General features: G+C 63.0%; 20 protein-coding genes. 14 read left to right on the forward strand and 6 right to left on the reverse strand.

Annotated features, from left to right (window positions below):
- On the forward strand, positions 1 to 767 hold a 767-nt coding region (gene rnhB, locus FXB41_RS38015; RefSeq protein ID WP_219685422.1), incomplete at its 5' end, for a ribonuclease HII.
- 31 nt (positions 768 to 798) lie between these two features.
- Here rnhB and ligD (FXB41_RS38020) read toward each other — a convergent pair.
- Positions 799 to 1,746 carry a non-homologous end-joining DNA ligase gene (gene ligD / locus FXB41_RS38020; protein ID WP_219685452.1) on the reverse strand — a complete coding sequence of 316 codons (948 nt, stop codon included), beginning with the start codon at positions 1,744 to 1,746 and terminating at the stop codon, positions 799 to 801.
- A 260-nt stretch (positions 1,747 to 2,006) separates the two neighbouring features.
- Here ligD (FXB41_RS38020) and FXB41_RS38025 point away from each other — a divergent pair, with 260 nt between their 5' ends.
- On the forward strand, positions 2,007 to 2,207 hold the full coding sequence (locus FXB41_RS38025) for a hypothetical protein (RefSeq protein ID WP_219685423.1): 201 nt from the start codon (positions 2,007 to 2,009) through the stop codon (positions 2,205 to 2,207).
- Positions 2,208 to 2,222: 15 nt separating this feature from the next.
- Positions 2,223 to 2,645 carry a hypothetical protein gene (locus tag FXB41_RS38030; protein WP_219685424.1) on the forward strand — a complete coding sequence of 141 codons (423 nt, stop codon included), beginning with the start codon at positions 2,223 to 2,225 and terminating at the stop codon, positions 2,643 to 2,645.
- Between the two features lie 179 nt (positions 2,646 to 2,824).
- Here the strand turns inward: FXB41_RS38030 and FXB41_RS38035 are convergent, their stop codons facing one another.
- The 3 genes from FXB41_RS38035 to FXB41_RS38045 are packed head-to-tail and all read right to left on the reverse strand — an operon-like array spanning position 2,825 to position 5,267.
- Positions 2,825 to 3,352 (reverse strand): MOSC domain-containing protein, encoded by a 528-nt coding sequence (locus FXB41_RS38035; protein WP_311985946.1) that lies wholly within the window; start codon positions 3,350 to 3,352, stop codon positions 2,825 to 2,827.
- Between the two features lie 35 nt (positions 3,353 to 3,387).
- Positions 3,388 to 5,067, reverse strand: a complete 1,680-nt coding sequence (locus tag FXB41_RS38040) for a DNA polymerase/3'-5' exonuclease PolX (RefSeq protein WP_219685426.1) — start codon at positions 5,065 to 5,067, stop codon at positions 3,388 to 3,390.
- Positions 5,067 to 5,267, reverse strand: coding sequence for a hypothetical protein (locus FXB41_RS38045; RefSeq protein WP_246649533.1), 201 nt, complete (start codon positions 5,265 to 5,267; stop codon positions 5,067 to 5,069). The genes FXB41_RS38040 and FXB41_RS38045 overlap by 1 nt, the downstream gene beginning before the upstream one ends.
- A gap of 304 nt (positions 5,268 to 5,571) precedes the next feature.
- Between FXB41_RS38045 and ligD (FXB41_RS38050) the strand changes: the two genes are divergently transcribed.
- The 4 genes from ligD (FXB41_RS38050) (at position 5,572) to FXB41_RS38065 (ending at position 7,484) form a co-directional block, all read left to right on the forward strand.
- Positions 5,572 to 6,516 (forward strand): non-homologous end-joining DNA ligase, encoded by a 945-nt coding sequence (ligD, locus tag FXB41_RS38050; protein ID WP_311985947.1) that lies wholly within the window; start codon positions 5,572 to 5,574, stop codon positions 6,514 to 6,516.
- Between the two features lie 34 nt (positions 6,517 to 6,550).
- On the forward strand, positions 6,551 to 6,856 hold the full coding sequence (locus FXB41_RS38055) for a hypothetical protein (RefSeq protein ID WP_219685429.1): 306 nt from the start codon (positions 6,551 to 6,553) through the stop codon (positions 6,854 to 6,856).
- A 162-nt stretch (positions 6,857 to 7,018) separates the two neighbouring features.
- Positions 7,019 to 7,222 (forward strand): hypothetical protein, encoded by a 204-nt coding sequence (locus tag FXB41_RS38060; RefSeq protein ID WP_219685430.1) that lies wholly within the window; start codon positions 7,019 to 7,021, stop codon positions 7,220 to 7,222.
- Positions 7,223 to 7,298: 76 nt separating this feature from the next.
- The gene (locus tag FXB41_RS38065; protein WP_219685431.1) at positions 7,299 to 7,484 is read left to right on the forward strand and encodes a DUF3606 domain-containing protein; all 186 of its coding nucleotides are present in this window, start codon (positions 7,299 to 7,301) and stop codon (positions 7,482 to 7,484) included.
- Positions 7,485 to 7,528: 44 nt separating this feature from the next.
- On the opposite strand, the gene FXB41_RS38070 is transcribed toward FXB41_RS38065, so the two are convergent.
- Together FXB41_RS38070 and FXB41_RS38075 are read right to left on the reverse strand one after the other, a co-directional pair.
- Positions 7,529 to 7,792, reverse strand: coding sequence for a hypothetical protein (locus tag FXB41_RS38070; protein ID WP_219685432.1), 264 nt, complete (start codon positions 7,790 to 7,792; stop codon positions 7,529 to 7,531).
- A gap of 317 nt (positions 7,793 to 8,109) precedes the next feature.
- Positions 8,110 to 8,343 (reverse strand): hypothetical protein, encoded by a 234-nt coding sequence (locus tag FXB41_RS38075; protein ID WP_219685433.1) that lies wholly within the window; start codon positions 8,341 to 8,343, stop codon positions 8,110 to 8,112.
- 785 nt (positions 8,344 to 9,128) lie between these two features.
- Here FXB41_RS38075 and FXB41_RS38080 point away from each other — a divergent pair.
- From FXB41_RS38080 to FXB41_RS38110, 7 genes are all read left to right on the forward strand, one after another.
- The gene (locus FXB41_RS38080; protein ID WP_219685453.1) at positions 9,129 to 10,091 is read left to right on the forward strand and encodes an ArdC family protein; all 963 of its coding nucleotides are present in this window, start codon (positions 9,129 to 9,131) and stop codon (positions 10,089 to 10,091) included.
- Positions 10,092 to 10,187: 96 nt separating this feature from the next.
- Positions 10,188 to 12,305, forward strand: a complete 2,118-nt coding sequence (locus tag FXB41_RS38085; protein WP_219685434.1) for a ParB/RepB/Spo0J family partition protein — start codon at positions 10,188 to 10,190, stop codon at positions 12,303 to 12,305.
- Between the two features lie 183 nt (positions 12,306 to 12,488).
- Positions 12,489 to 16,808 (forward strand): strawberry notch-like NTP hydrolase domain-containing protein, encoded by a 4,320-nt coding sequence (locus FXB41_RS38090; RefSeq protein ID WP_219685435.1) that lies wholly within the window; start codon positions 12,489 to 12,491, stop codon positions 16,806 to 16,808.
- The gene (locus tag FXB41_RS38095) at positions 16,808 to 17,869 is read left to right on the forward strand and encodes a DUF7146 domain-containing protein (RefSeq protein WP_219685436.1); all 1,062 of its coding nucleotides are present in this window, start codon (positions 16,808 to 16,810) and stop codon (positions 17,867 to 17,869) included. The genes FXB41_RS38090 and FXB41_RS38095 overlap by 1 nt, the downstream gene beginning before the upstream one ends.
- A gap of 332 nt (positions 17,870 to 18,201) precedes the next feature.
- A complete protein-coding gene (locus FXB41_RS38100; RefSeq protein ID WP_219685437.1) occupies positions 18,202 to 19,125 on the forward strand; it encodes a DUF2493 domain-containing protein in 924 nt (307 codons plus the stop codon).
- Between the two features lie 134 nt (positions 19,126 to 19,259).
- A complete protein-coding gene (locus FXB41_RS38105) occupies positions 19,260 to 19,742 on the forward strand; it encodes a hypothetical protein (protein WP_219685438.1) in 483 nt (160 codons plus the stop codon).
- Between the two features lie 554 nt (positions 19,743 to 20,296).
- Positions 20,297 to 20,617 (forward strand): DUF736 domain-containing protein, encoded by a 321-nt coding sequence (locus FXB41_RS38110; RefSeq protein WP_219685439.1) that lies wholly within the window; start codon positions 20,297 to 20,299, stop codon positions 20,615 to 20,617.
- Positions 20,618 to 20,704 lie beyond the last annotated feature (87 nt).

The following is a 20,704-nucleotide window of genomic DNA, read 5'->3' on the forward strand; positions in this document are numbered from 1 at the left end:
TCGAGGCCAGCGTGGAGCAGATCTTGCGGGCCGACAGCCGCGCGGGAGCGCGTGCCATCCTGGCTGCAATCGATAAACGTCGCTTCGAAAATCGGTCCGAAGGGCAGCGCCTCCGCAAGATGCTCCGCTTCGAGACCTCGCTCTGGGAGAGCGGCCATTTTGCCGTGGCAGGTGTGGACGAGGCCGGAATGAGCCCTCTCGCCGGGCCCGTGTCCGCTGGAGCCGTGATCCTTAAACCAGGCACGCGGATAGTCGGGATCGACGACTCGAAAAAACTCGACGCCGCGGCTCGCGAAGGACTCGCGAAGGAAATCAAAGAAAAGGCAGAGAGTTGGTGCGTAGCATTCGTCGAGGTCGAGGAGATCGACGCAATCAACATCTATTGGGCAGGCATCCAGGCGATGCAGCGGGCGGTCCGGGGGCTAGGGTTGACGCCGCAGCACTTGCTGATCGATGCGAAGCGGTTGAAGGAAATCGACATCCCTCAGCAGGCAATTATTAAGGGCGATGCCAAGTCCGCCAGCATCGCGGCCGCCTCCATCCTCGCGAAAGTCGAGCGCGACAGGGTCATGCGGGCGCTCGACGTGCGTCACCCCGCCTACGGATTCGCTGATCACAAGGGCTACCCGGTGCCGGCTCATTATGAGGCGCTCGCCAGCCTTGGCGCATGCGCAGCTCACCGGCGATCGTTCGGACCGGTACGCAAGGCTCTCGGGTTGCCGCCCCTGCCGCCGTGGCCTTCGACATCCGAGCGCGAAGCCGGCTGAATTCTAAGTCGTATGCTTCGTCACAAGCGCATTATTTTCGCGACCGGCTCCTTTCGCGAACAACGTCCTTCGCGTTTTTGTCAGACCGCAGCCCGAGATAGACCGGCTGGCGCAGCTCGCCCTTGCTGGTCCACTCCGCGAACTTCACTTCTGCGACCAATGCAGGGCGGACCCAGGTCGTGACCTGCTCATCCTTCACCTTGGCAGGGAACGGCGACTTGGCGGTCTTGAGCTTCACGAGCTTGCCGTGAAGCTCTTCGAGAGCCTGGTGGCTGAAGCCGGTGCCGACGTGGCCGATGTACCGCCAGGCGTCATCTTCGCGTACCGCTAAGACAAGAGCGCCAAAGAACGGCCGGGTTCGCCTCGGCGCTGTGAAGCCGGCAATCACGACCTCCTGCCGCTGCGTGGTCTTCACCTTCAGCCAGTCGGCGGTCCGGCGTCCAGACGCGTAGGGGCTGTCGGCGCGCTTGGCCATGATGCCTTCGAGATGTCTCCGTTCGGCTTCTGCGAAGAACTTTGTGCCATTGCCTTTGCGATGGTTGCTGAACGCGATCAGCTTATGGCTCGGCAGGATGGCCTTGAGCCGCTTCTTGCGTTCGAGAAGCGACAGCGCACGCAGGTCCTCGCCGTCTGCGAACATGAGGTCGAACGCGCAGTACAAAAGCTTAGCCTCGTGGCGCAGGGCGTTCTGAAGCAACTGGAAATGGGATACGCCGTCCTTTCCGATCGCAACCAGCTCGCCATCGATGACAGCGTCCGCCTTCACGCCTTCAAGTGCTTTCGCGACCTTGACATAGGAGTGGCTGATGATCTTCCCGTTGCGACTGTAGAGTGCGACCCGACCACCCCGGATTTCCGCGACCATGCGAAAACCATCGAATTTGTCCTCGAAGACCCAATTGGGATCGTCGAAGGCCGAATCTGTCAGCGTGGCCAGCATGGGCTGCAGGCGGCGAGGCAGAGTTGATTTTCGAGCCATGGCTGGACGACGGGAAGAGAGATGGGCAGGAACGAGTGGAATGCATCGTGAGTTCCGTGCGACAATTGAAGAAGATGGCCTGGCCCAGGTCAAAAAGCCAGGGCGTGCAACGTCACCGGGTGCGTTGCCCCCGCTCTGAGCGGCCTTTTGACAATTCTGCTCTCCAATTCGATGCTGTACTTGCGGCGAAGTTTAACATTCCTGAATCCACAAGTCGGCAAGACCGGTTAGGATGGGGTTTTCCCTCTTGGGGGCACCTCATGTTCGACACGGCAACCACCGCGCTTTTGCGCGCGGTCCTTGATGAAGTCTGCGAATGCGTCTCGCAGCGCGAGATCGGCGCACGGACCCACGTCGCCTCGAAAATTCTGGAGGCCGCTACCAGGGGCGAGATTTCTCCGGAGGCTCTTAAGCAGGTCGGTCGCAATGCCCTCTCGCACGCGCCCACGATGTGGCGCTGATCGGGAGGAGCGGGCGTGAACTTCCAGGTGACCGTCCTCAAGATCCTGGTGGCATATCCGGATGGGTTTGCCGTGATGGAGGACCTCAAGAGGGACATGGCGATCCTGGCGACCAGCGGTCGCGATTGGGCGGATCGAACCAGGCGCCTCGCGGCGCGGGTTCCGGATCTCGACATCTGGTCGCAAGGGCTGGTTGAACGCATCAGCGGCGGTTGGAAGATCACGTCCAAAGGACGGGCGGCGCTTGAGTTCATGGAAGCCCGCCCTGCTGCACCCGAGCCGAGCCAGGCATCGGTGGTCGAGGAGACTACAGCTGCAATGGAGGTCGCGACGGACGTTCCTCCTCTGCGGCAGCCCGCCGATCGTGCCAAGCGTCGCCGCGAGCGCCGGGAGCGTCGCCGAGAGGCCCGTGAACGAGCGAGGGCGAATGCCTCTTGAGGCACGGTCGAGCCAAAGAAAAAGCCGCCAGTGAAGCTGGGCGGCTTGATAGTCCCGGACCGTCGATTGCTTCCCCAGCCCCAAGCGTACCGCCGTTACCTTGTTTGCGGCCATGCCAGCGCGATCTACCGAGCGCTTTTCGATTCGGCTATCAATCGGCCGAGTTGTACACCGGGCTCTTACAGCGCCGGCAAGGTTTCAAAGGAGGTGGACGGGAAGCGCACCCGCGCGGTGTCGCCGGCCGCAACCGCTCCACCGGCCCGAACCACTCCCAGCACCCCGCATTTGAATGGAGGCCCTGTTTCCGCCGACGAGAGCACGTGCCGTTTCAGGCCAGCTCGGAAGCGGTCGATTAGGACACAGGGCGTGCGGAGGCCTGTCAACTCGATGATCGCCGTGGGCCCGAGCTCGATCAGCGTCCCGAGCGGCATCAGTTCGAGGTCCAGTCCGGCCGTGGTGATGTTCTCGCCGAGGTCTCCCGCTGCGACTGCGAAGGCAGCTTCCCGGAGGTGCGCAAATCGCTCGGATGGGATCAGGTGAACCTGCCGCAGATTGGGAAGCCGGGGCTGGCGACGGGTGAGGTATCGGTGCCGGACGAAGGCGCCGGCGTGGGCATCGCCGTCGACACCGTGACCTTCCACCAGCACGATCCGTTCCCGTGGCGGCTTGCTGAAGTGGTGGCCGCGATCGGCGGCTACCGCAACCACCCTTCCCTCGAGTGAGAGGTCGTGCGGGTGCGACATCAGGCAGCGCGGGCAAGCGAACGCCGCTTTTGGCGCAGGTAGCGTGCGATTTCGGGAAGCGGCATCGCGTTCAGGACCCGGTCGGCGGGTACGCCGCCCTTGCGAGCCATCTCGACGCCCCAGTGCATGTGGTCGAGCTCGGGAATCGAGTGCGCGTCCGGATTGATGCTCAGCATGCAGCCGAACTCGAGCGCAGCCCGGTGCCAGCGCCAATCCAGGTCGAGGCGCCATGGATGCGCGTTGATCTCGACAACTACGTCATGCTTTGCACATGCCCGAAGCACCTTCTCAATGTCGATCTCATAGCCCGGCCGCCGCTGCAGCTGCCGCCCGGTCATGTGGCCGATGATGGTCGTGTGAGGATCGGAAATGGCCCGAAGCAGGCGCTGGGTCTGCGCCTTGCGGTCCAGCTTGAAACGGCCGTGGATGCTGGCGACGACGAAGTCGAAACGTTCAAGCACCTCGTCGTCGTAGTCGAGCGACCCGTCAGCCAGGATGTCCGACTCGATGCCCTTGAGGATCCGAAAGTCCTTACCGAAGCGCTTGTTCAAGCGGTCGGCTTCCCTGTGCTGCTGCACGATCTCTTCGAGGGAGAGACCGCCGGCGTAATGGGCGGACTTGGAATGGTCGGCTACGCCAAAATACTCGAAGCCGCGCTGACGGGTCGCCTTCGCCATGGTCTCCAGGGTCTCTGTCCCATCGGAAGCATCGGTGTGGCAGTGCAGGATTCCGCGCAGGTCCTTGTCGGTCACAAGCTTCGGCAACTTGCCCTTCAAGGCCAGCTCGACCTCGCCGCGGCCCTCCCTGAGCTCGGGATCGATGAAGGGCAGCCCGAGAGCCTGGTAGATGTCAGCCTCCTCGCCGGCGATCAGTGTGCGGCCCTTGTGCAGGCCGTGAGCGTCCAACCGCATGCCCTTCTCGGCGGCCAAGGCTTGGAGCTGCTCGATGTGACCGGCGGAGCCGGTGGCGAAGAGAAGGGCGGCGCCGAAATGTTTGCGGTCGGACACCCGGACTTGCAGTCCGTCGGACGATGGCATCGCTGTCTCGTCCGACTTGGCAGCCTCCGCAACGATGGCGAGGTCGGCGACGAGTTCGCAGCCTCGACGGAAATCGCCAGCGATCGTCACGCGCTTGAGTTCGGGGCGTGCCTTGCGAATGGATTCCTTCGCGTGCGCGAGCAAGGCGGCGGCTCGGTGCAGGTGAAGGCGGCCTTCTCCGCTTTTGGCGATTGCGAGATTTTGCAGGATCTTGGTCTGCAGCGCGGCACCGAGTCCTTTCGCCTTCTTGATGCGATCGTCCTTGGCGGCGGCCTCCAATTCCGCGAGGGAGGTGATACCGAGATCCTGGTAGAGCCGCAGCACCTTCTCCGGACGCAAACCCGGTACAGCCAGCAGCTCAAGCACGCCCCCGGGGATCTCCTTCCGCAGCTTTTCGAGGCTGGGATGATTGCCCGTCTTGTGAAGCTTGGTGATGATGTCGGCTATCGCGTCGCCGACGCCCGGGATCTCCGTAAGACGGTCTTCGGCGATGAGCACGTCCAGAGGAACGGCAAGGGTCGCCAGGCTGTCTGCGGCTCGCGAGTAGGCTTTCGCCCTGTAGGGATTGCCGCCTCGCAGGGCGGTACGCTGCGCGTACTCTCGCAGGAGACTTGCTACACCGCGAGTGTCGAGCGAAGGCATCAGCGAGGCTCCCGGTCGACGCTTTGCGGCGCCGCCGAAGTAAGGCGACCGCCGGAGCGGCCACTTGGCTGGCGATTGAGAGAGCTCTCAAGCTCCTGGGCTGCGCGGAAATCGTTCAGGTGCTGGATAATGGGGCAGTAGGCAGCTTCCTTCTTGAGGAGATTGTAGATCCGTCCGGCCACCAGCTGCAGATGCTTCATCCTGCTTCTCGGCATGGATCTCACTTTGCAGAGAGCTCGCACCGCGTGGGCCCGAAAGTAATCGAATGCGTCTGACATGCCAGGTAAACGCCCGCTATCGATCGGAGTTCGATGCGACAGGGATTGGCCTTTTTTGGCACTGCACCAAACGCGGGCCGGCTCGCTCATATTCGAAAGCTTGAGAACCAGCGAGGTCGTAGGAACTCCTCGCCACCTTCGAAGTTGCGAGACTCGTTGAGTAAGGTAGGTAAACTGCCCGCCACCGGCCCCAACCCGGCGGCGGGTTTTTTGTGAGTTGCGTAGAGTGGCGAAGCGTACAAGAGCGGCGCCTCCGGCCGAGAAGCCAGAAGCTCCTCAGATACCGGGGTTCATCAGCCCCCAACTGGCGACCCTGAAGATGAAGGCACCTTCGGGATCCCAATGGATTCACGAAATCAAATACGATGGGTACCGCATCCAGCTCCGAATCGACGGCGACGATCGCCGGGCCTACACCCGCAACGGCTATAACTGGGTCAGCAAGTTTTCGAGAATAGCTGCCGCCTTCGATATCGAGGGGCAGGCCATTCTCGACGGCGAAGTCGTCGTCATCCATGAGGGTCGCACCAATTTCTCCGAGCTGCAGGCGGACCTCGGCAGAGGCGACCAGGACCGCCTGATCTTCTTCGCGTTCGATCTGCTGTGGCTCGATGGCAAGGATTTGCGCAAGGAGCCGCAGCTTGAGCGGAAAAGGCTGCTCAAGGAGTTGATCGAGGAGCACAGGCTCCAGGAGCCCATCTTCTTAAGTGAACACCATGAAGGGGACGGGCAGGCGCTGTTCGTTGCCGCCAGCAAGTTGAACTATGAGGGCATCATCTCAAAGCGCGTGGATGCGCCGTACCGATCGGAGCGGGTCGAAGCCTGGCAGAAGATCAAGGTCGTTCAGAAGGGCAAGTTTCCCGTGGTCGGTTTCATCAAGGACGCATCTGGCGTGGCCGCACTCTATCTGGGCAAGAAGGAAGGCAAGGATCTCGTCTACATGGGGAAGGTCGGCACGGGATGGAGCCGGACCACTTCGGCGCATATCCGCAAGGCGCTCGATACCGTAGTCAGCCCGAAGCAGAGGCTGACGAAAACCATCAGGAAACCGAAGGCGACGTGGGTCGAACCCAAGTTTTATGCCGACATCGAGTACCGCGACATCACCTCCGAAGGGCTCCTTCGAGCCAGCTCGTTCAAGGGACTGAGCAAAGGAACGGGCCGTTCATAGCGGCGTTTTCCCGTGAGTATGTGGAGTACCGGTCATGGATCCGGAACGGCGAGTTGCGAAGGCCCTGGAAGACGCTCAGGGCATCCTGGCCCGATATGTCGAGCCTGGCCCCAGAGATTGCGAGCAGACCATAAACCAGCTGCTGGATGTGCTTGACGACGAGGCCGTCGTGCAGGCGCTCAAGGATTCGAAGATGGAAAAACCAACTGCAGAACAACTCGCCGAGCTCAAGAGGCTCAGCGCGATCGCTCGGGTGCCAGATGAATCGGAGATCGTCACTTCGAAGGAGGAAGCCGAGATCCGGATCCGCGACCTGAAAGACAAGGCTCGGATGGAATGATGCCTGAGAAGCCCGCGAATGGAGTGGAGCCCAACGCTCCGAGGACGACATTCAGCGCGATCAGCTGGGTCCGCGCGGCGTAACCGGCAAGGAAAGTCCGACGAGGATGACACCTCAGCTGGAAAAGAAGACGCCCGAGGACGTCGATCCCGGACATCCGGCATGAACTCGATGGACACGTTCGATCCCGATATGACGTGTCGCGTGAACGATGGTCTCAACGACCAGATCATCGAATGGAGCCCTCATTGGGCTTCGATGTACCGCGAGCATGCGTCGAGATGGGATGACGGCGTCATTTCCTGGGACGGTCTGCTGCTCGATGGATGGGCGCCAATCGTCCATGGTCATCCTTGTGGCCACTGAGATGCGGCCTACGAGGAACGGAACCCGTGAATCCTTGCTGCGTTGCATTGCCATCACTTCTAAAGAGGAGGAGCCGATGGCCGCAGCGAAGAAGAAGACCGCGCGTGGACGCAAACAGGATCGCGCCCGGGTCGCGAAAGGGCAGGACCACGAAGTCCGGTATGAAGCACAGAAGACTGGCCGCTCGGCCTCTGCGGTGAAGAAGGCCGTCAAGAAGGTCGGTAATTCCCGCAAGCGCGTGGAGAAAAGGCTGGCCCGCTGATATGGAAAGCCGGGCTGGCATTTTTGGGTCCAGCACCAGCCCTTCTAATCTGGAGGGCACTCCGGGCAGGTGTCGCCAATCGAGTCGAGCAAGTCACGCACCTCGGCCACCGCTGCATCGGGGGAGACGGCTGCCGGCGGGGCGCCACGGGCGATGTCAAAGGCCCGTTCCCGTGCATGGGGATCGGCGCGATCCTGCATCCAACCGTGCTCCTCGCACTCGCGGATAGCGCCCGCTTCCTGAAGCACGTGGACCGCCCGACCGCGCAGGGTGCGGATCGGCGGCCGTCTCTGCTTGGTCATCAGCATTCAAAGGTTCTCCCACGCTGAGACGAATCGTTTAGTCCCGCAGACGTTCCCCATCGCTATGGCCGGGTGCTCGGGTGGGCAAGAACGAACTGAAGAAGCCGTTTTCCCGATGCTTCAGACGTCCGAGCTCAGGTGGTCGCTCCTTGTCCGTTTTGCGCGTGCGGCTGTCGCCGCACCGGGCTCTCGTGAACCGAGCCGCGCAGCGTCTCGGCCTTGCGGCTTCGATCCCTCGCGCACGAGCAGATCACGCTTTGCCGGCAGAAACGAAAAACCGGACCTTTATGCAGCAGCCACCTGCACAAAGGTCCGGCCTTATCTTAGCGTGCCGCGATACCGAACGGCTGCAAAGGACGCTTCATATCCTTTGGAAGGTCTCGCTTTTCATCCGGGTTGCGACCCGGAGGCGGCACTAGATCAGTAGCCGATAGGACTACTTCTTTTTCTTTGAAGTCTTCTTTGCCACCTTCTTGGTAGCTGCCTTCGCGGTCTTCTTTGCCTTCTTCGCTTTCTTGGCCATGTCGTCCTCTGTAAGAATTGGCTCTAGTGAACATGCCCACGCCGTGCATAGACATGCGCACGAGTGAGACGTTATCACAAAAGCAAAATTGATACCAATGAGATGCGAATCCGAATTGAGTCGCTCGCCGGAGGCACTCGCCCTCGGGCCGCCGTCATTGCATGCCGGCGTCGCTATCACTGCCCTTCGGGTCGGGAGCCTTCTTGACCGGTCTCGCGACTGCACACGGTCCCGGGTCCCGCCGCTACGCGTCGGCGCTATGCTGCCCCTCCTGCGGGTGCCTCTTTCGCCGCGTCCGCGAGTGGTCTCCACTTCGCTCCGCCCACCGGCCTCTCTTCCACAATTGTGAGACTCCTGTGAAAGTGCCGGGCGGTTCTCGTATCATTGCCTGCATCACATTCACTCAGGTTTTGGCGCGCGCGGCCGGGGCCGCACCGGGCTCTCGTGAACCGAGCCGCGCAGCGTCTCGGCCTTGCGGCTTCGATCCCTCGCGCTAGGCCTTTGGTGCTCCTCGCCGGGGGCACTCGGGAAAGGGGCCCGCCTGCGGCGATCGCTATCACTGCCCCGTTCCCGGGTGCCGCCATTGAACCGGTCTCGTCGCTGCACTCGGACCGTCGCGCCCCTTCGGGTCGCTATGCTCACGCTCTCCGGGTGCCATTTTCCGTTGAGGCGATGCGCCCTTGGGCGCACGCCTGATCGGGCCTGCGGCCTAAGGCAGATTGCGCTAGAAGCTGAGAGTAAGAGTGCAGGCTGGGTTTTTCCGTGACGGGTTACAAGCTGCGAGAGAGGCTCGCGGTGCCCGTCGCGGAGACCCCCGCGATGTCAAACCCTACTGCTCGCGCGCGCGCCGGCCAGGACCGGGCGAACCTCTATAACGAGATCACCGACAAGTTCATTGCCGAGCTTGAGGCCGGACGCGTCCCCTGGGTTCAGCCCTGGGGTACGGCCGCGGTGAAAGCGCCGCTGGCCATGCCGAAAAATGCGTCGACCAACCGGCAATACAGTGGCGTTAACATCCTCATCCTCTGGGGAACCGTGATCGAACGCGGATTTACCGGGCAAAGTTGGCTCACATTTCGACAGGCGCTCTCGCTTGGCGGCCACGTTCGCAAGGAAGAGCGAGGCACCACAGTCGTCTACGCTGATCGTTTCGTGCCGGATGACGAAGAACGCCGGGCGGCCGAAACCGGCGAAGACGCGCAGGCGATTCCATTCCTCAAACGATTTACCGTATTCAACACCGATCAGTGCGAAGATCTGCCCTATGGTATTGCCGCCGCTGCGCCGCCACCGCCGGCTGGCCTCATCGAACCCACGGTTGACGCCCTGATCAAGGCCAGTGGAATTCCATTTCGCATCGGTGGAGATCGCGCATTCTATGCAACAGCCGAAGACTATGTTCAGGTCCCGCCGCCGCAGGCCTATTTCGAACCCATCAACTGGCACCGCACAGCATTGCATGAGCTCGGTCATGCGACCGGGCATCCCTCGCGGCTCAACCGCGACCAGAGCGGATCCCACGGTACCAAGAAATATGCCTTCGAAGAGCTGGTCGCCGAATTGAGTTCCGCGTTCAGCTGCGCGTCGCTCGGGATCGTCCCCACCGTGCGTCATGCCGACTATATCGGCTCCTGGCTTGAAGTCCTGCGCGAAGACAATCGCGCCATCGTGCGGGCCGCCTCGCAGGCGAGCAAGGCTGCGGACTATTTGCTCGGCTTCGTTCCCGGCTCCATTGAGCCCGCGTCGCTGGATTCAGCCGTCGCCGATCACGAGGCTGCGTGATGCTTGGCCTCGTGCGAGAGTGAGAGGAGGGAAGGCTGTTCGCGACGGGTTGGAAGCCGAGAGAGAGTCTCACGGCCCCCGTTGTGGAGAGCCAAAATGACGAAAGCCGTACAAAAGATCACGCTGTCGCCTTCCCGGGATATTCCTTTCAACAAGCTCGTGCTCAGCCAGTCGAACGTTCGCCGCGTCAAGGCCGGTGTCTCGATCGAACAGCTGGCCGAGAGCATCGCGCAGCGTACGCTTCTGCAAAGTCTGAGTGTCCGGGCCGTCGTTGATGCAGATGGGAACGAGACCGGCATGTTCGAGGTGCCGGCGGGCGGCAGGCGCTATCGCGCTCTCGAACTCCTGGTGAAACAGAAGCGGATGTCCAAGACTCAGGCGGTGCCGTGCGTCGTTCGCGAAGGGGGCATCGCCGAGGACGATTCAGTGGCGGAGAACGATGAGCGGATCGGCCTGCATCCGCTTGATCAGTTTCGGGCCTTCCAGACTCTCCGCGATCTCGGCATGACCGAGGAAGACATCGGCGCGCGCCATTTCGTGAACCCGGCGATCGTCAAGCAGCGCCTCCGCCTGGCGTCGGTCTCGCCGAAGCTGCATGAGGTCTATGCCGAAGACGGCATGACGCTCGAACAGCTCATGGCGTTCTCGGTCACTGCCGATCACGACCGTCAGGAGCAAGTCTGGGAGAACGTCAGCCGTTCGGGTTATGACGAGCCATACCAGATCCGCCGCATGCTCACCGAGAACACCGTGCGCGGGTCCGATCGCCGGGCGCAATTTGTGGGTCTTGATGCCTATCAGCACGCGGGTGGCGGCGTTCTGCGGGATCTGTTCGAGCACGACGACGGCGGCTGGCTTCAGGACATCGTGTTGCTCGACCGCCTCGTAACAGAAAAGCTCAAAGCCGAAGCTGAGACAATTGCTGCCGAAGGCTGGAAGTGGATCTCAATCGCCGTAGCGTTCCCCTACGGTCACACTCGAGGCCTACGAGAAATCGAAGGCAAACCTGTCGATCTCTCGCCTGAGGAGCAGGCCACCATCGACGCCCTGAACGCTGAGCAGGCCAAGCTTGAAGCCGATTACCAGGATGCCGACGAGCTGCCCGACGAGATCGATAAGCGTCTCGGCGAAATCGAGGCGGCGCTGGCGGCGTTCGAAGACCGGCCGATGCTTTACGAACCGATGGAGATCGTCCGAGCTGGTGTCTTCGTCAGCATCGATTCCGAAGGACGCCTCTCCGTGGACCGGGGTTACGTCCGGCCAGAGGACGAGGTGCCGGCGACTGATCCGGACGGCGGGCACGGCGCCGATGCGTCGTCGACCGGAGGTCAAGAAGAGCGCCCTTCCGCCCAGCGCACGGTAATTGCAGTCGCGGGTCATGCTTCTGATGCTGAAGAGGATGATGACGACGCGGCTAGACCTCTGCCGGATCGACTGATCACCGAGTTGACAGCGCATCGCACGCTGGCATTGCGCGATGCGCTGGCAGAAAATCCCGCGGTCGCGTTCCAGGCGGTGCTGCACAACTTCGTGCTGACGGCCTTTTACCGGTTCGCGTCGTCTGGAAGCTGCCTTGAGATCGGCCTTCGGACGCCGACCTTTCCAGCTCAAGCGCCTGGCTTGAGGGAAAGCGCGTCGGCGAAGGCCGTCGAGGCCCGGCATGAGTCCTGGAAGGCACGGTTGCCGAAGGGCGAGAACGATCTTTGGGACGCGCTGACAGCTCTCGATGGTGGTGCACAGGCATCGCTGTTCGCTCACTGTGCGTCGTTTGCGGTCAACGCTCTCTATGAGCCGGCCAACCGCTACAATCAGGGCCGCGTCTCCGCCCACGGCGTCCGCACCCGGCTCGACCAGGCCGATGTGCTGGCACGTGCCGTCGGCCTCGACATGGTTCAAGCGGGGTGGAAGCCCTCCGTCGACAATTATCTCGGCCGGGTCACCAAGCCTCGCATTATCGAGGCAGTGCGGGAAGCCAAGGGTGACCCTTCCGCACAATTGATCGACCACCTGAAGAAGGCCGACATGGCCAAGGAGGCCGAGCGCCTTCTCGATGGTTCGGGCTGGTTGCCGGAGCCGCTGCGTCTGGTCGATCCCAATGCGGCGTCAGGGGAGCAGGAGAGTGAAGCGGGCCCGCTACCCGAATTCCTCGCCGATGATGAGGATCGGGACAACGCGAGCGACAACGATCCGCAACAGCTCGACGCGGCTGAGTGACATCGCAGAAAGGATGGCTCCAGCCGTCCGGCGATTGCTTGGGGACCGGTGTGCCGCGCCGGTCCCCATTCTTATGGGCGAGGGCTGAGAGGTAGAGCCGGGCCGGGAAGGGTTTGAGCCGTCGGGTCTTAAGGAGAGCGCCTGATGGTTCGACCCCTTCCTGCTCTCCGAAAGAACCCTGCCATGACCGAATTTCTCGCCGGCGGCGCTGCCGCCGCGCCGCTCTCGATGCGCGCCGCTGCAACTCTCACCTCCGCTGCCGTCAGGGCCGCGCGACAGCTCGTGATGGATCTCGAGCGAGGCCGTCGCATCGATGCCGCTGTCCTGCGTAGCGCCATGGAAGCTGCCTTCGGCGCTTCCGACGCCACTGGCGTCTGGAACTGGAAGACCGCCTATGACGCCTGCGAGGCGGCAACGGTTCTGTTCCTTCGCAAGTTCGGCCCGGCCATCCGGACCAAGGCTGGCTCTACGGCCGCGATGCTGCCGATGCTCGCGAAGATCGCCAGCCTTCTTCCCACCCACACACGCCGCTCGGAGGACAGCCAGGCCTTTCAGCAATTCTCGACGCCGATCCCGCTGGGGCTGGCTGCATGCACCGCAGCCGGCATTACGTCTGCCGATCGGGTTCTGGAGCCCTCCGCGGGGACCGGCTTACTCGCCATCTTTGCTGAGCTCGCTGGCGGCGCCTTGGTATTGAACGAGCTGGCCGAGGCCCGCGCGGCCTTGCTGGATCAACTGTTCGCCAACGTTGAGGTCACGCGGTTCGACGCCGCCCAAATCGATGATCACCTCGATGCGGGCGTCGTGCCGAGCGTCGTCTTGATGAACCCGCCGTTCTCGGCATTGGCGAACGTCGATCGAACAATGGCGGATGCGGCGCTCCGGCACATCGTTTCTGCCTTGGCGCGGCTGTGCGATGGCGGGCGTCTGGTTGCCATTGCCGGCGCCAGCCTTGCGCCGGACAATCCGGCATGGCGAGATGCCTTCGTTCGCCTCCAGCAATGCGGGCGGGTGGTGTTTTCTGCCGCTATCGATGGCGCGGTCTATGCGAAACACGGAACGCAGACCGACACCAGGCTGCTTGTGATAGACAAGCTGCCCGCGGCAGATCCGAAGATTTTCGAGGCCTCGCCGGGTACGGCGGGCGATGTCGCTACCTTGCTCGACTGGGTGAGCCATCATGTGCCGCCGAGGCTGCCTGTTATCGCGCCGGCCGTGGTCGACGCCATCAGGCGGCCTGCGATATCACGATCCGCTGGCGCCTCTGCGCTACGCCCATCGTCTGCTTGGAGCAGTGCAGCGCAAGGCGCCGAACTCACCTATGAGAAGGTCGAGTGGACGCCTCCGGAAGGCGCTCGATTGACCGAGGCGCTTTATGAGGAATACGCGCTGCAGGCGATTCGTATTCCGGGCGCGCATGCGCATCCGACCAAACTCGTGCAGTCCGCCGCCATGGCCTCGGTCGCGCCGCCGAAGCCGTCTTACCGGCCGCATCTGCCGGCCAATGTCGTGGCCAATGGCATCCTGTCCGACGCCCAGCTCGAGAGCGTTATCTATGCCGGCGAGGCGCATTCCGAGTTTCTTGCGGGCTCCTGGACGGTGGATGCGACCTTTGATGTCGTGGCGGCCGCACGCGACGATGCGGAAAATGCCGAGCGATTTCGGCGAGGCTGGTTCCTGGGCGACGGCACCGGCGCGGGCAAGGGCCGGCAGGTCGCAGGCATCCTGCTCGACAACTGGTTCAAGGGTCGCCGCCGTGCGGTCTGGGTCAGCAAATCGGACAAGCTGATCGAAGATGCGCAGCGCGACTGGTCCGCGCTCGGCATGGAGCGGTTGCTGGTGACGCCGTTGTCACGTTTCCGGCAGGGCTCACCGATCCGGCTCGCGGAAGGCGTCCTTTTCACCACCTACGCTACGCTGCGCACCGACGAGCGCGGCGAAAAGCTTTCGCGCGTCAGGCAGATCGTTGAATGGTTGGGCTCCGACTTCGACGGAGCGATCGTCTTCGACGAGAGCCATGCCATGCAGAATGCGGTCGGCGGCAAGGGCGAGCGCGGCGACCAGGCGGCCTCTCAGCAGGGACGTGCCGGCCTGAGGCTCCAGCATGCTTTGCCGAATGCTCGCGTGGTTTACGTGTCGGCGACGGGCGCCACCACGGTCCACAACCTCGCTTATGCCCAACGCCTCGGCCTTTGGGGCGGCGCTGACTTCCCGTTCGCCACCCGCGCCGAGTTCGTCGAGGCAATCGAGGAGGGCGGCGTCGCGGCCATGGAGGTGCTCGCGCGCGACCTCAAGGCGCTCGGTCTCTACGCGGCGAGGTCTCTATCTTACGAGGGCGTCGCGTACGAGCTCGTCGAGCACCAGCTCACGCCCGAGCAGGTTCGCATCTACAACGCCTACGCTGGCGCGTTCAGCATCATCCATAACAATCTCTACGCGGCAATGCAGGCCGCCAACATCACCGGCGAGACCGGCACGCTGAACGGCCAGGCCAAATCGGCCGCGCGATCTGCCTTCGAGAGTGCCAAGCAGCGCTTTTTTGGTCACCTCCTGACCTCAATGAAGACGCCGTCGTTGATCCGCTCGATCCAACGTGATCTCGACGCCGGCCATGCGGCCGTCATCCAGATCGTCTCGACCGGCGAAGCGCTGATGGAGCGCCGGCTCGCCGAGATTTCGACGGAGGACTGGGGCGACGTCCGGGTCGACATCACTCCGCGCGAGTACGTTCTCGACTATCTCGCCCATTCCTTTCCGGTCCAGCTCTATGAGCCCTTCACGGATTCGGAGGGCAATCTCTGCTCCCGGCCTGTCTACCGCGACGGCCAACCGGTCGAGAGCCGGGAGGCGGTCGCTCGCCGCGACCGCCTGATCGAGAAGCTCGCCTCGCTGCCGCCGGTGCCTGGGGCGCTGGACCAGGTCGTCCAGCGCTTCGGCACCGACATGGTCGCGGAGGTCACAGGCCGCTCGCGCCGCATCGTTCGCAAGGGCAACCGGCTGGTGGTCGAAAACCGGGCCGGTTCGGCCAACCTCGCCGAGACGTCGGCCTTCATGGATGACGTCAAGCGCATCCTCGTGTTCTCCGACGCGGGCGGCACTGGGAGAAGCTACCACGCTGAGCTATCGGCGCGGAATCGCCGCCTGCGGGTCCACTATTTGCTCGAGCCCGGCTGGAAGGCGGACGCTGCGATCCAGGGGCTTGGCCGCACCAACCGGACCAACCAGGCGCAGCCGCCGCTGTTTCGTCCCATCGCGACCGATGTGAAGGCCGAAAAGCGTTTCTTGAGCACCATTGCGCGCCGGCTCGACACGTTGGGTGCGATCACGCGCGGCCAGCGCCAGACTGGAGGGCAGGGCCTGTTCCGGCCCGAGGACAATCTCGAAAGCCAGTACGGCCGCGATGCGTTGCGGCAGCTCTACACGCTGCTGGCGCGCGGCAAGGTCGAGGGCTGCTCGCTCGAGAGGTTCGAGGATGCGACCGGCCTGAAGCTGACGGACACCAATGGGCTCCGGGATGACCTGCCGCCGATCACGACGTTTCTGAACAGGTTGCTGGCGCTCACGATCGATCTTCAGAATATCCTGTTCACCGTGTTCGAGGAGCTCTTGACCGCTCGGATCGAGGGGGCGGTCGCATCGGGCAGCTATGACGTCGGGCTGGAAACGCTCCGCGCCGAGAGTTTTGTCGTCACCGACCGGTGCACGATCTATGTCCATCCGGGCACCGGCGCCGAAACCCGGCTTCTCACGATCTCCCAGCGCCAGCGCAATCATCCTGTGAGCCTGGATAATGCCCTGGGTCATCTTTCCGATCCTCGCGCCGCCCTGCTGTTCAATGAGCGCTCGGCACGAACCGCCGTGCAGGTCCCAGCTCCGAGCTTCATGCTTGATGACGGCGAGATCGAACGGCGTGTTCGCCTGATCCGCCCCATGGAGCAGCACAGTGTCTCCTTGAGAATGATGGCGGAAAGCCACTGGGTCGAAGCTGACCGCGAACGCTTCGCCGCGGCGTGGCTGGCGGAGGTTGCCGAAGTCCCCGAGTTCACGGAAAGCACAATCCACGTCGTGGCCGGCTTGCTGCTGCCGATCTGGAAGCGGCTGCCGAACGAGTCGACCCGCGTCTATCGGCTGCAGACCGACGCGGGCGAACGCATCATCGGCCGCAAGGTCTCGGCGACCTGGGTCGCGAACGCCCTTGCGGCTGACGCGCCGGCGTTGACGCCGCACGCTGCCTTTGCCGCACTCGTGGAGGGACGGACCGTCCTCGAGCTTGCGGAAGGGCTCCAGCTTCGCCGCGTCCGCGTAATGGGCGCATACCGCATCGAACTGTCTGGGTTCAACGACACGATGCGCGACCGTCTGCGGGCCTACGGCCTCTTTGGAGAGATCATCTCCTGGAAGCTGCGCATGTTCGTGCCGACGGATGCGAGCGGCGTCGAGATCCTGTCGCAGGTGCTCGACACCTATCCGGTCGCGCGCATCGCTGAGCGGGAGGCCGCGTGATGTCCCGCGATGCTTCCGAACTGGCCCGCCGCCTCGCGCGCGAGGCCGAGGCGGTGTGCCGACACTATCTCTCCAATGGCAAGCGGGCGGGGCGGTACTGGGTGGTCGGCGACGTGCACAACACCCCGGGCCGCTCACTGTTCGTGCGGCTCCAGGAATCGCCGAAGGAGCCGGCGGGCAAGTGGACTGATGCTGCGACCGACGAGCATGGCGATCTCCTCGACATCATCCGCAAAAGTCTGGCGTTGCGAGACTTTCGTGAGGTCGTGGAGGAGGCGAGGCGCTTTCTCAAGCTCCCCCGCTCTGAGCAGCAACCGGCCCCGAAACCTGTTCGTCCCCTAGTGCCGATTGGATCGCGGCAAGCCGCCCGTCGGCTCTTTGCGATATCCAGTCCGATCGAAGGGACAGTGGCTGAAACGTACTTGCAGCGCCGCGGAATAACCCGCATCCACCATGGTGGCTCCCTGCGCTTTCACCCACGCTGCTACTATCGGCCGGACGAGCATTTGCCGACGGAAACCTGGCCGGCGATGATCGCCCGCGTCACGGATCTCAATGGCCGGATCACTGGCGTGCATCGCACCTGGCTCGACTCGGACGGCTTTGATCGCGTGCGGCTCGGCAAGGCTCCGATCGACACGCCACGACGCGCGATGGGTGATCTGCTCGGCAACGCCGTTCGCTTCGGCGTGGTCGACGACGTGCTCGCTGCCGGGGAGGGTATCGAGACGATGCTTTCGTTGCGCTGCGTGCTGCCGAGCATGCCCATGGCTGCTGCACTCTCAGCCAATCACCTCTCAGCCGTACTGCTGCCGTCTGGTCTGCGCCGGCTCTATATTGCGCGCGACGCGGATGCTGCCGGGGATGCCGTACAGGCTATTCTCAGCCAGCGCGCAGCAGACGCTGGCATTGAAGCGATCGCACTGTCGCCCCGGCTAGGGGACTTCAACGAAGATCTGCATGTCTTCGGTCTCGAAGCCCTCCAAGCAGCGCAGCGGTTTCAGCTTGTGCCAGAGGATGTCGTTCGCTTCCTGCATTCGTCGACGGTGGCCGCGGAATAGCTTCTAGTCTTCGATCGAAGTCGATAGGCCGGTCACAAGCGAGGCCAAATACCGGAAGAGGACCGCGACCTCGGCCTTCTGAGGGCGATCGGACGGCAAGCGGCCCGGGCCGGCAATGGCTGCGCCCGGCTATTTTCCGCCGCGCGCCGGCGATGTGAAGACACATCATGCAGTTGGCCAACGCGCTTTGCATCGCGAAGCAAAATAGCCGGCCTCCGCCATCCTCCGCTGCCGCTTCGGCCCTGTCGGGTGCTGGCCCGTTCCGCCCGCCGTCAGAGGATCGCCACGAAGGCCGCGATGGTCGCGGCCGATCCGGCAAAGGACCTCTTCCCATGACCGACCATGACGACATCGAACCGCCGCACGCTTCTTCTCCAACCGACCACCTCCTCACGGAAATACAGCTCTTCGGCTACCGTCCCTTCGACGACCAGCCCGATCCAAGACCGCTCCCCGAGGGCAAGATGATCGCCGGCGCTGTGGCCGACATCTTCGACGCCCTGGTTGCGACCCTGAACGACACGCGGCTTGAGCCGGACCTTGACGATCTGCTCTGGTCGACCGTCAACCTGTTCCATCGAGCCGTCGATCGCATCGAACGCCACCTCGACGACAACGAGCAGGCGCAGCACAAGAGCCAACGCGAGCAGAACGGCTCGGAAGTGCGATCGGTTGAACTCGAGCGCCTGACGGCCGAAGGCATCTCGCTGATCGAGCGTCGCAATTGCCTGGAGCTATTTCGGGACCAGGCCATTGAGCAGTTTGAGGTCCACACCCGCTCGGCTTGGCGTCCTCGGTCGGGATCATTGGTCAATCACCGCACCCTGACCGCAGCAATGATCGACTCCCGCGACTTCATCGCCGCCAAGCGTCGTTCCGAGACTGAGGTCATGTTGCCACCAGGACCGAAAATCGCACTCACTGGCGGGCTTGATTTCAACGACCATCATCTGATCTGGGATCGGCTCGACAAGGTTCATGCCAAGCATCCCGACATGGTCCTCCTCCATGGCGGCTCCCCGAAAGGCGCTGAACTGATCGCTGCGAAATGGGCGACCAATCGCAAGGTGCCACAGATCGCCTTCAGGCCCGATTGGACGAAGCACGCCAAGGCGGCGCCGTTCAAGCGCAACGATGCACTGCTCGAGCTTCTGCCGATCGGCGTCATGCATTTCCCGGGCACGGGAATTCAGGACAATCTCGCCGACAAGGCGAAGCGGCTCGGCATTCCCGTCTGGAAGTTCGGCGGCGCATGAGCGCCGTCGCCTCGAAGACGCCAAGGTAAAGTTGTACGCCGCAACTCCGCCTCGTTTCGTTTTTACATCCAAAACTGCGCCGTGGTGGTGGTGGAAGGCGCGATTGATAAATCCATGCACATGGAGCCACCACCATGCTCGCCATTGGGCTTGTTCTCAACATACTCGGTATCGGTTTGTTTTGCCGGGCCATCTTTGCGCTCGCGGTGTACGCTTTGCCATTTTTCGTCGCACTCAGTGTCGGGATGTTGGCATTTCGTCATGGCGCGGGCGTCTTCGGCGCACTGCTTACCGGAACTTCTTCTGGCGCGCTGACGCTTGCCGCGAGTCAGGTCGCCGTCGCCCCTAGTCGGTCCTTGACCTTGCGCGTCGCGATCGCAACCGTATTCACGGTCCCCGCAGCGATCGCCGGCTATCAGGTGATTTTTGCCCTATCGCAGATCGGGGTGCCTTCATTGGCTTGGCGCGAGGCGTTCGCATGCCTAGGAGCGATTTGCATCGGCGGCACGGCATGGACACGCTTGACCATTTTCGCGGGGACCCTCCCGTCGGAGTCGGCCGGGGTGGTGGAGAATGCGCCTGAACCAGTTCTCACAGCCGCCGCGCACGAGCGGTGAGGCTTCGTCGCGGTCATCGGCCGAGCAAGACGGCACAGGGCGTCACGTTGAATGAGGGATCGTCGAGCTTGAGCGAGAAGTAACCGCGTTCCCTCCTCGGGCGCTTAAGCAAGCCGTACCGGTCTCTGTCTGGCCCACATAGCTGCGGTGGAGCGGCGCGCTCCGTTCGATCATTCGTTCCGGGACGATGCCGCCCTTTGCGGCAGATTGTTTCTCTTTCTCCGCCGAACCGTACCAACCCCTTGTTCAGCAGAACCGAGATTCGCCAAATCTTCTCCGAAGATTGCGGTTCAGCACGCGGACGCACGTGGCCTCTTTGATGGCTTGATCTGGCCGAAGACCGGCTGCGCCTCGATCGTCTGAGCCGCAACGCCGTTGCTGCGACTTTCTTCCCCTGCGCTTCGCCCATTCCTCGCGAGACAAGAAAGTCGCCACAACGGCGTCCTCCGCTGCGCTCCGGCCCTGAAGCGGGTGCGTCGCCGATCGTCCTCGGCCTTTAGATCGCCATCGAGGCCGCGGTGGTCGCGGGCTCGAAACACAACAGGAGAAGTGACATGGCCAACATCGGTTCTTTCAAGAAGGTCGGCAACGATTTCCAGGGCGAGATCGTCACCCTCAGTCTGCAAGCCAAGGGCGTCCGCATCGTCCCCGAGACCAACCGCTCCAACGACAACGCCCCCAGCCACCGCATCTATGTGGGCCGGGCGGAGATCGGGGCAGCCTGGTCGAAGCGCTCCGAAGAGGGACGCGACTACCTCTCGCTCAAGCTCGACGATCCCTCCTTCAACGCGCCTATCTACGCGAACCTGTTCGATGAGGAGGGTGGCGAAGGCTACACCTTGCTCTGGTCGCGGCCGCGCAAGAACGGCGAGTAAGACTCTGTCCAAAGCCCCGCCCGATCCCTCGGGCGGGGCCTTCTAAGCTCCTACCTCAGTACTCGCGAGAGCGAGCGCTTCCTTGCG

It is taken from the genome of Bradyrhizobium canariense, assembly GCF_019402665.1.
GTDB lineage: Bacteria > Pseudomonadota > Alphaproteobacteria > Rhizobiales > Xanthobacteraceae > Bradyrhizobium > Bradyrhizobium canariense.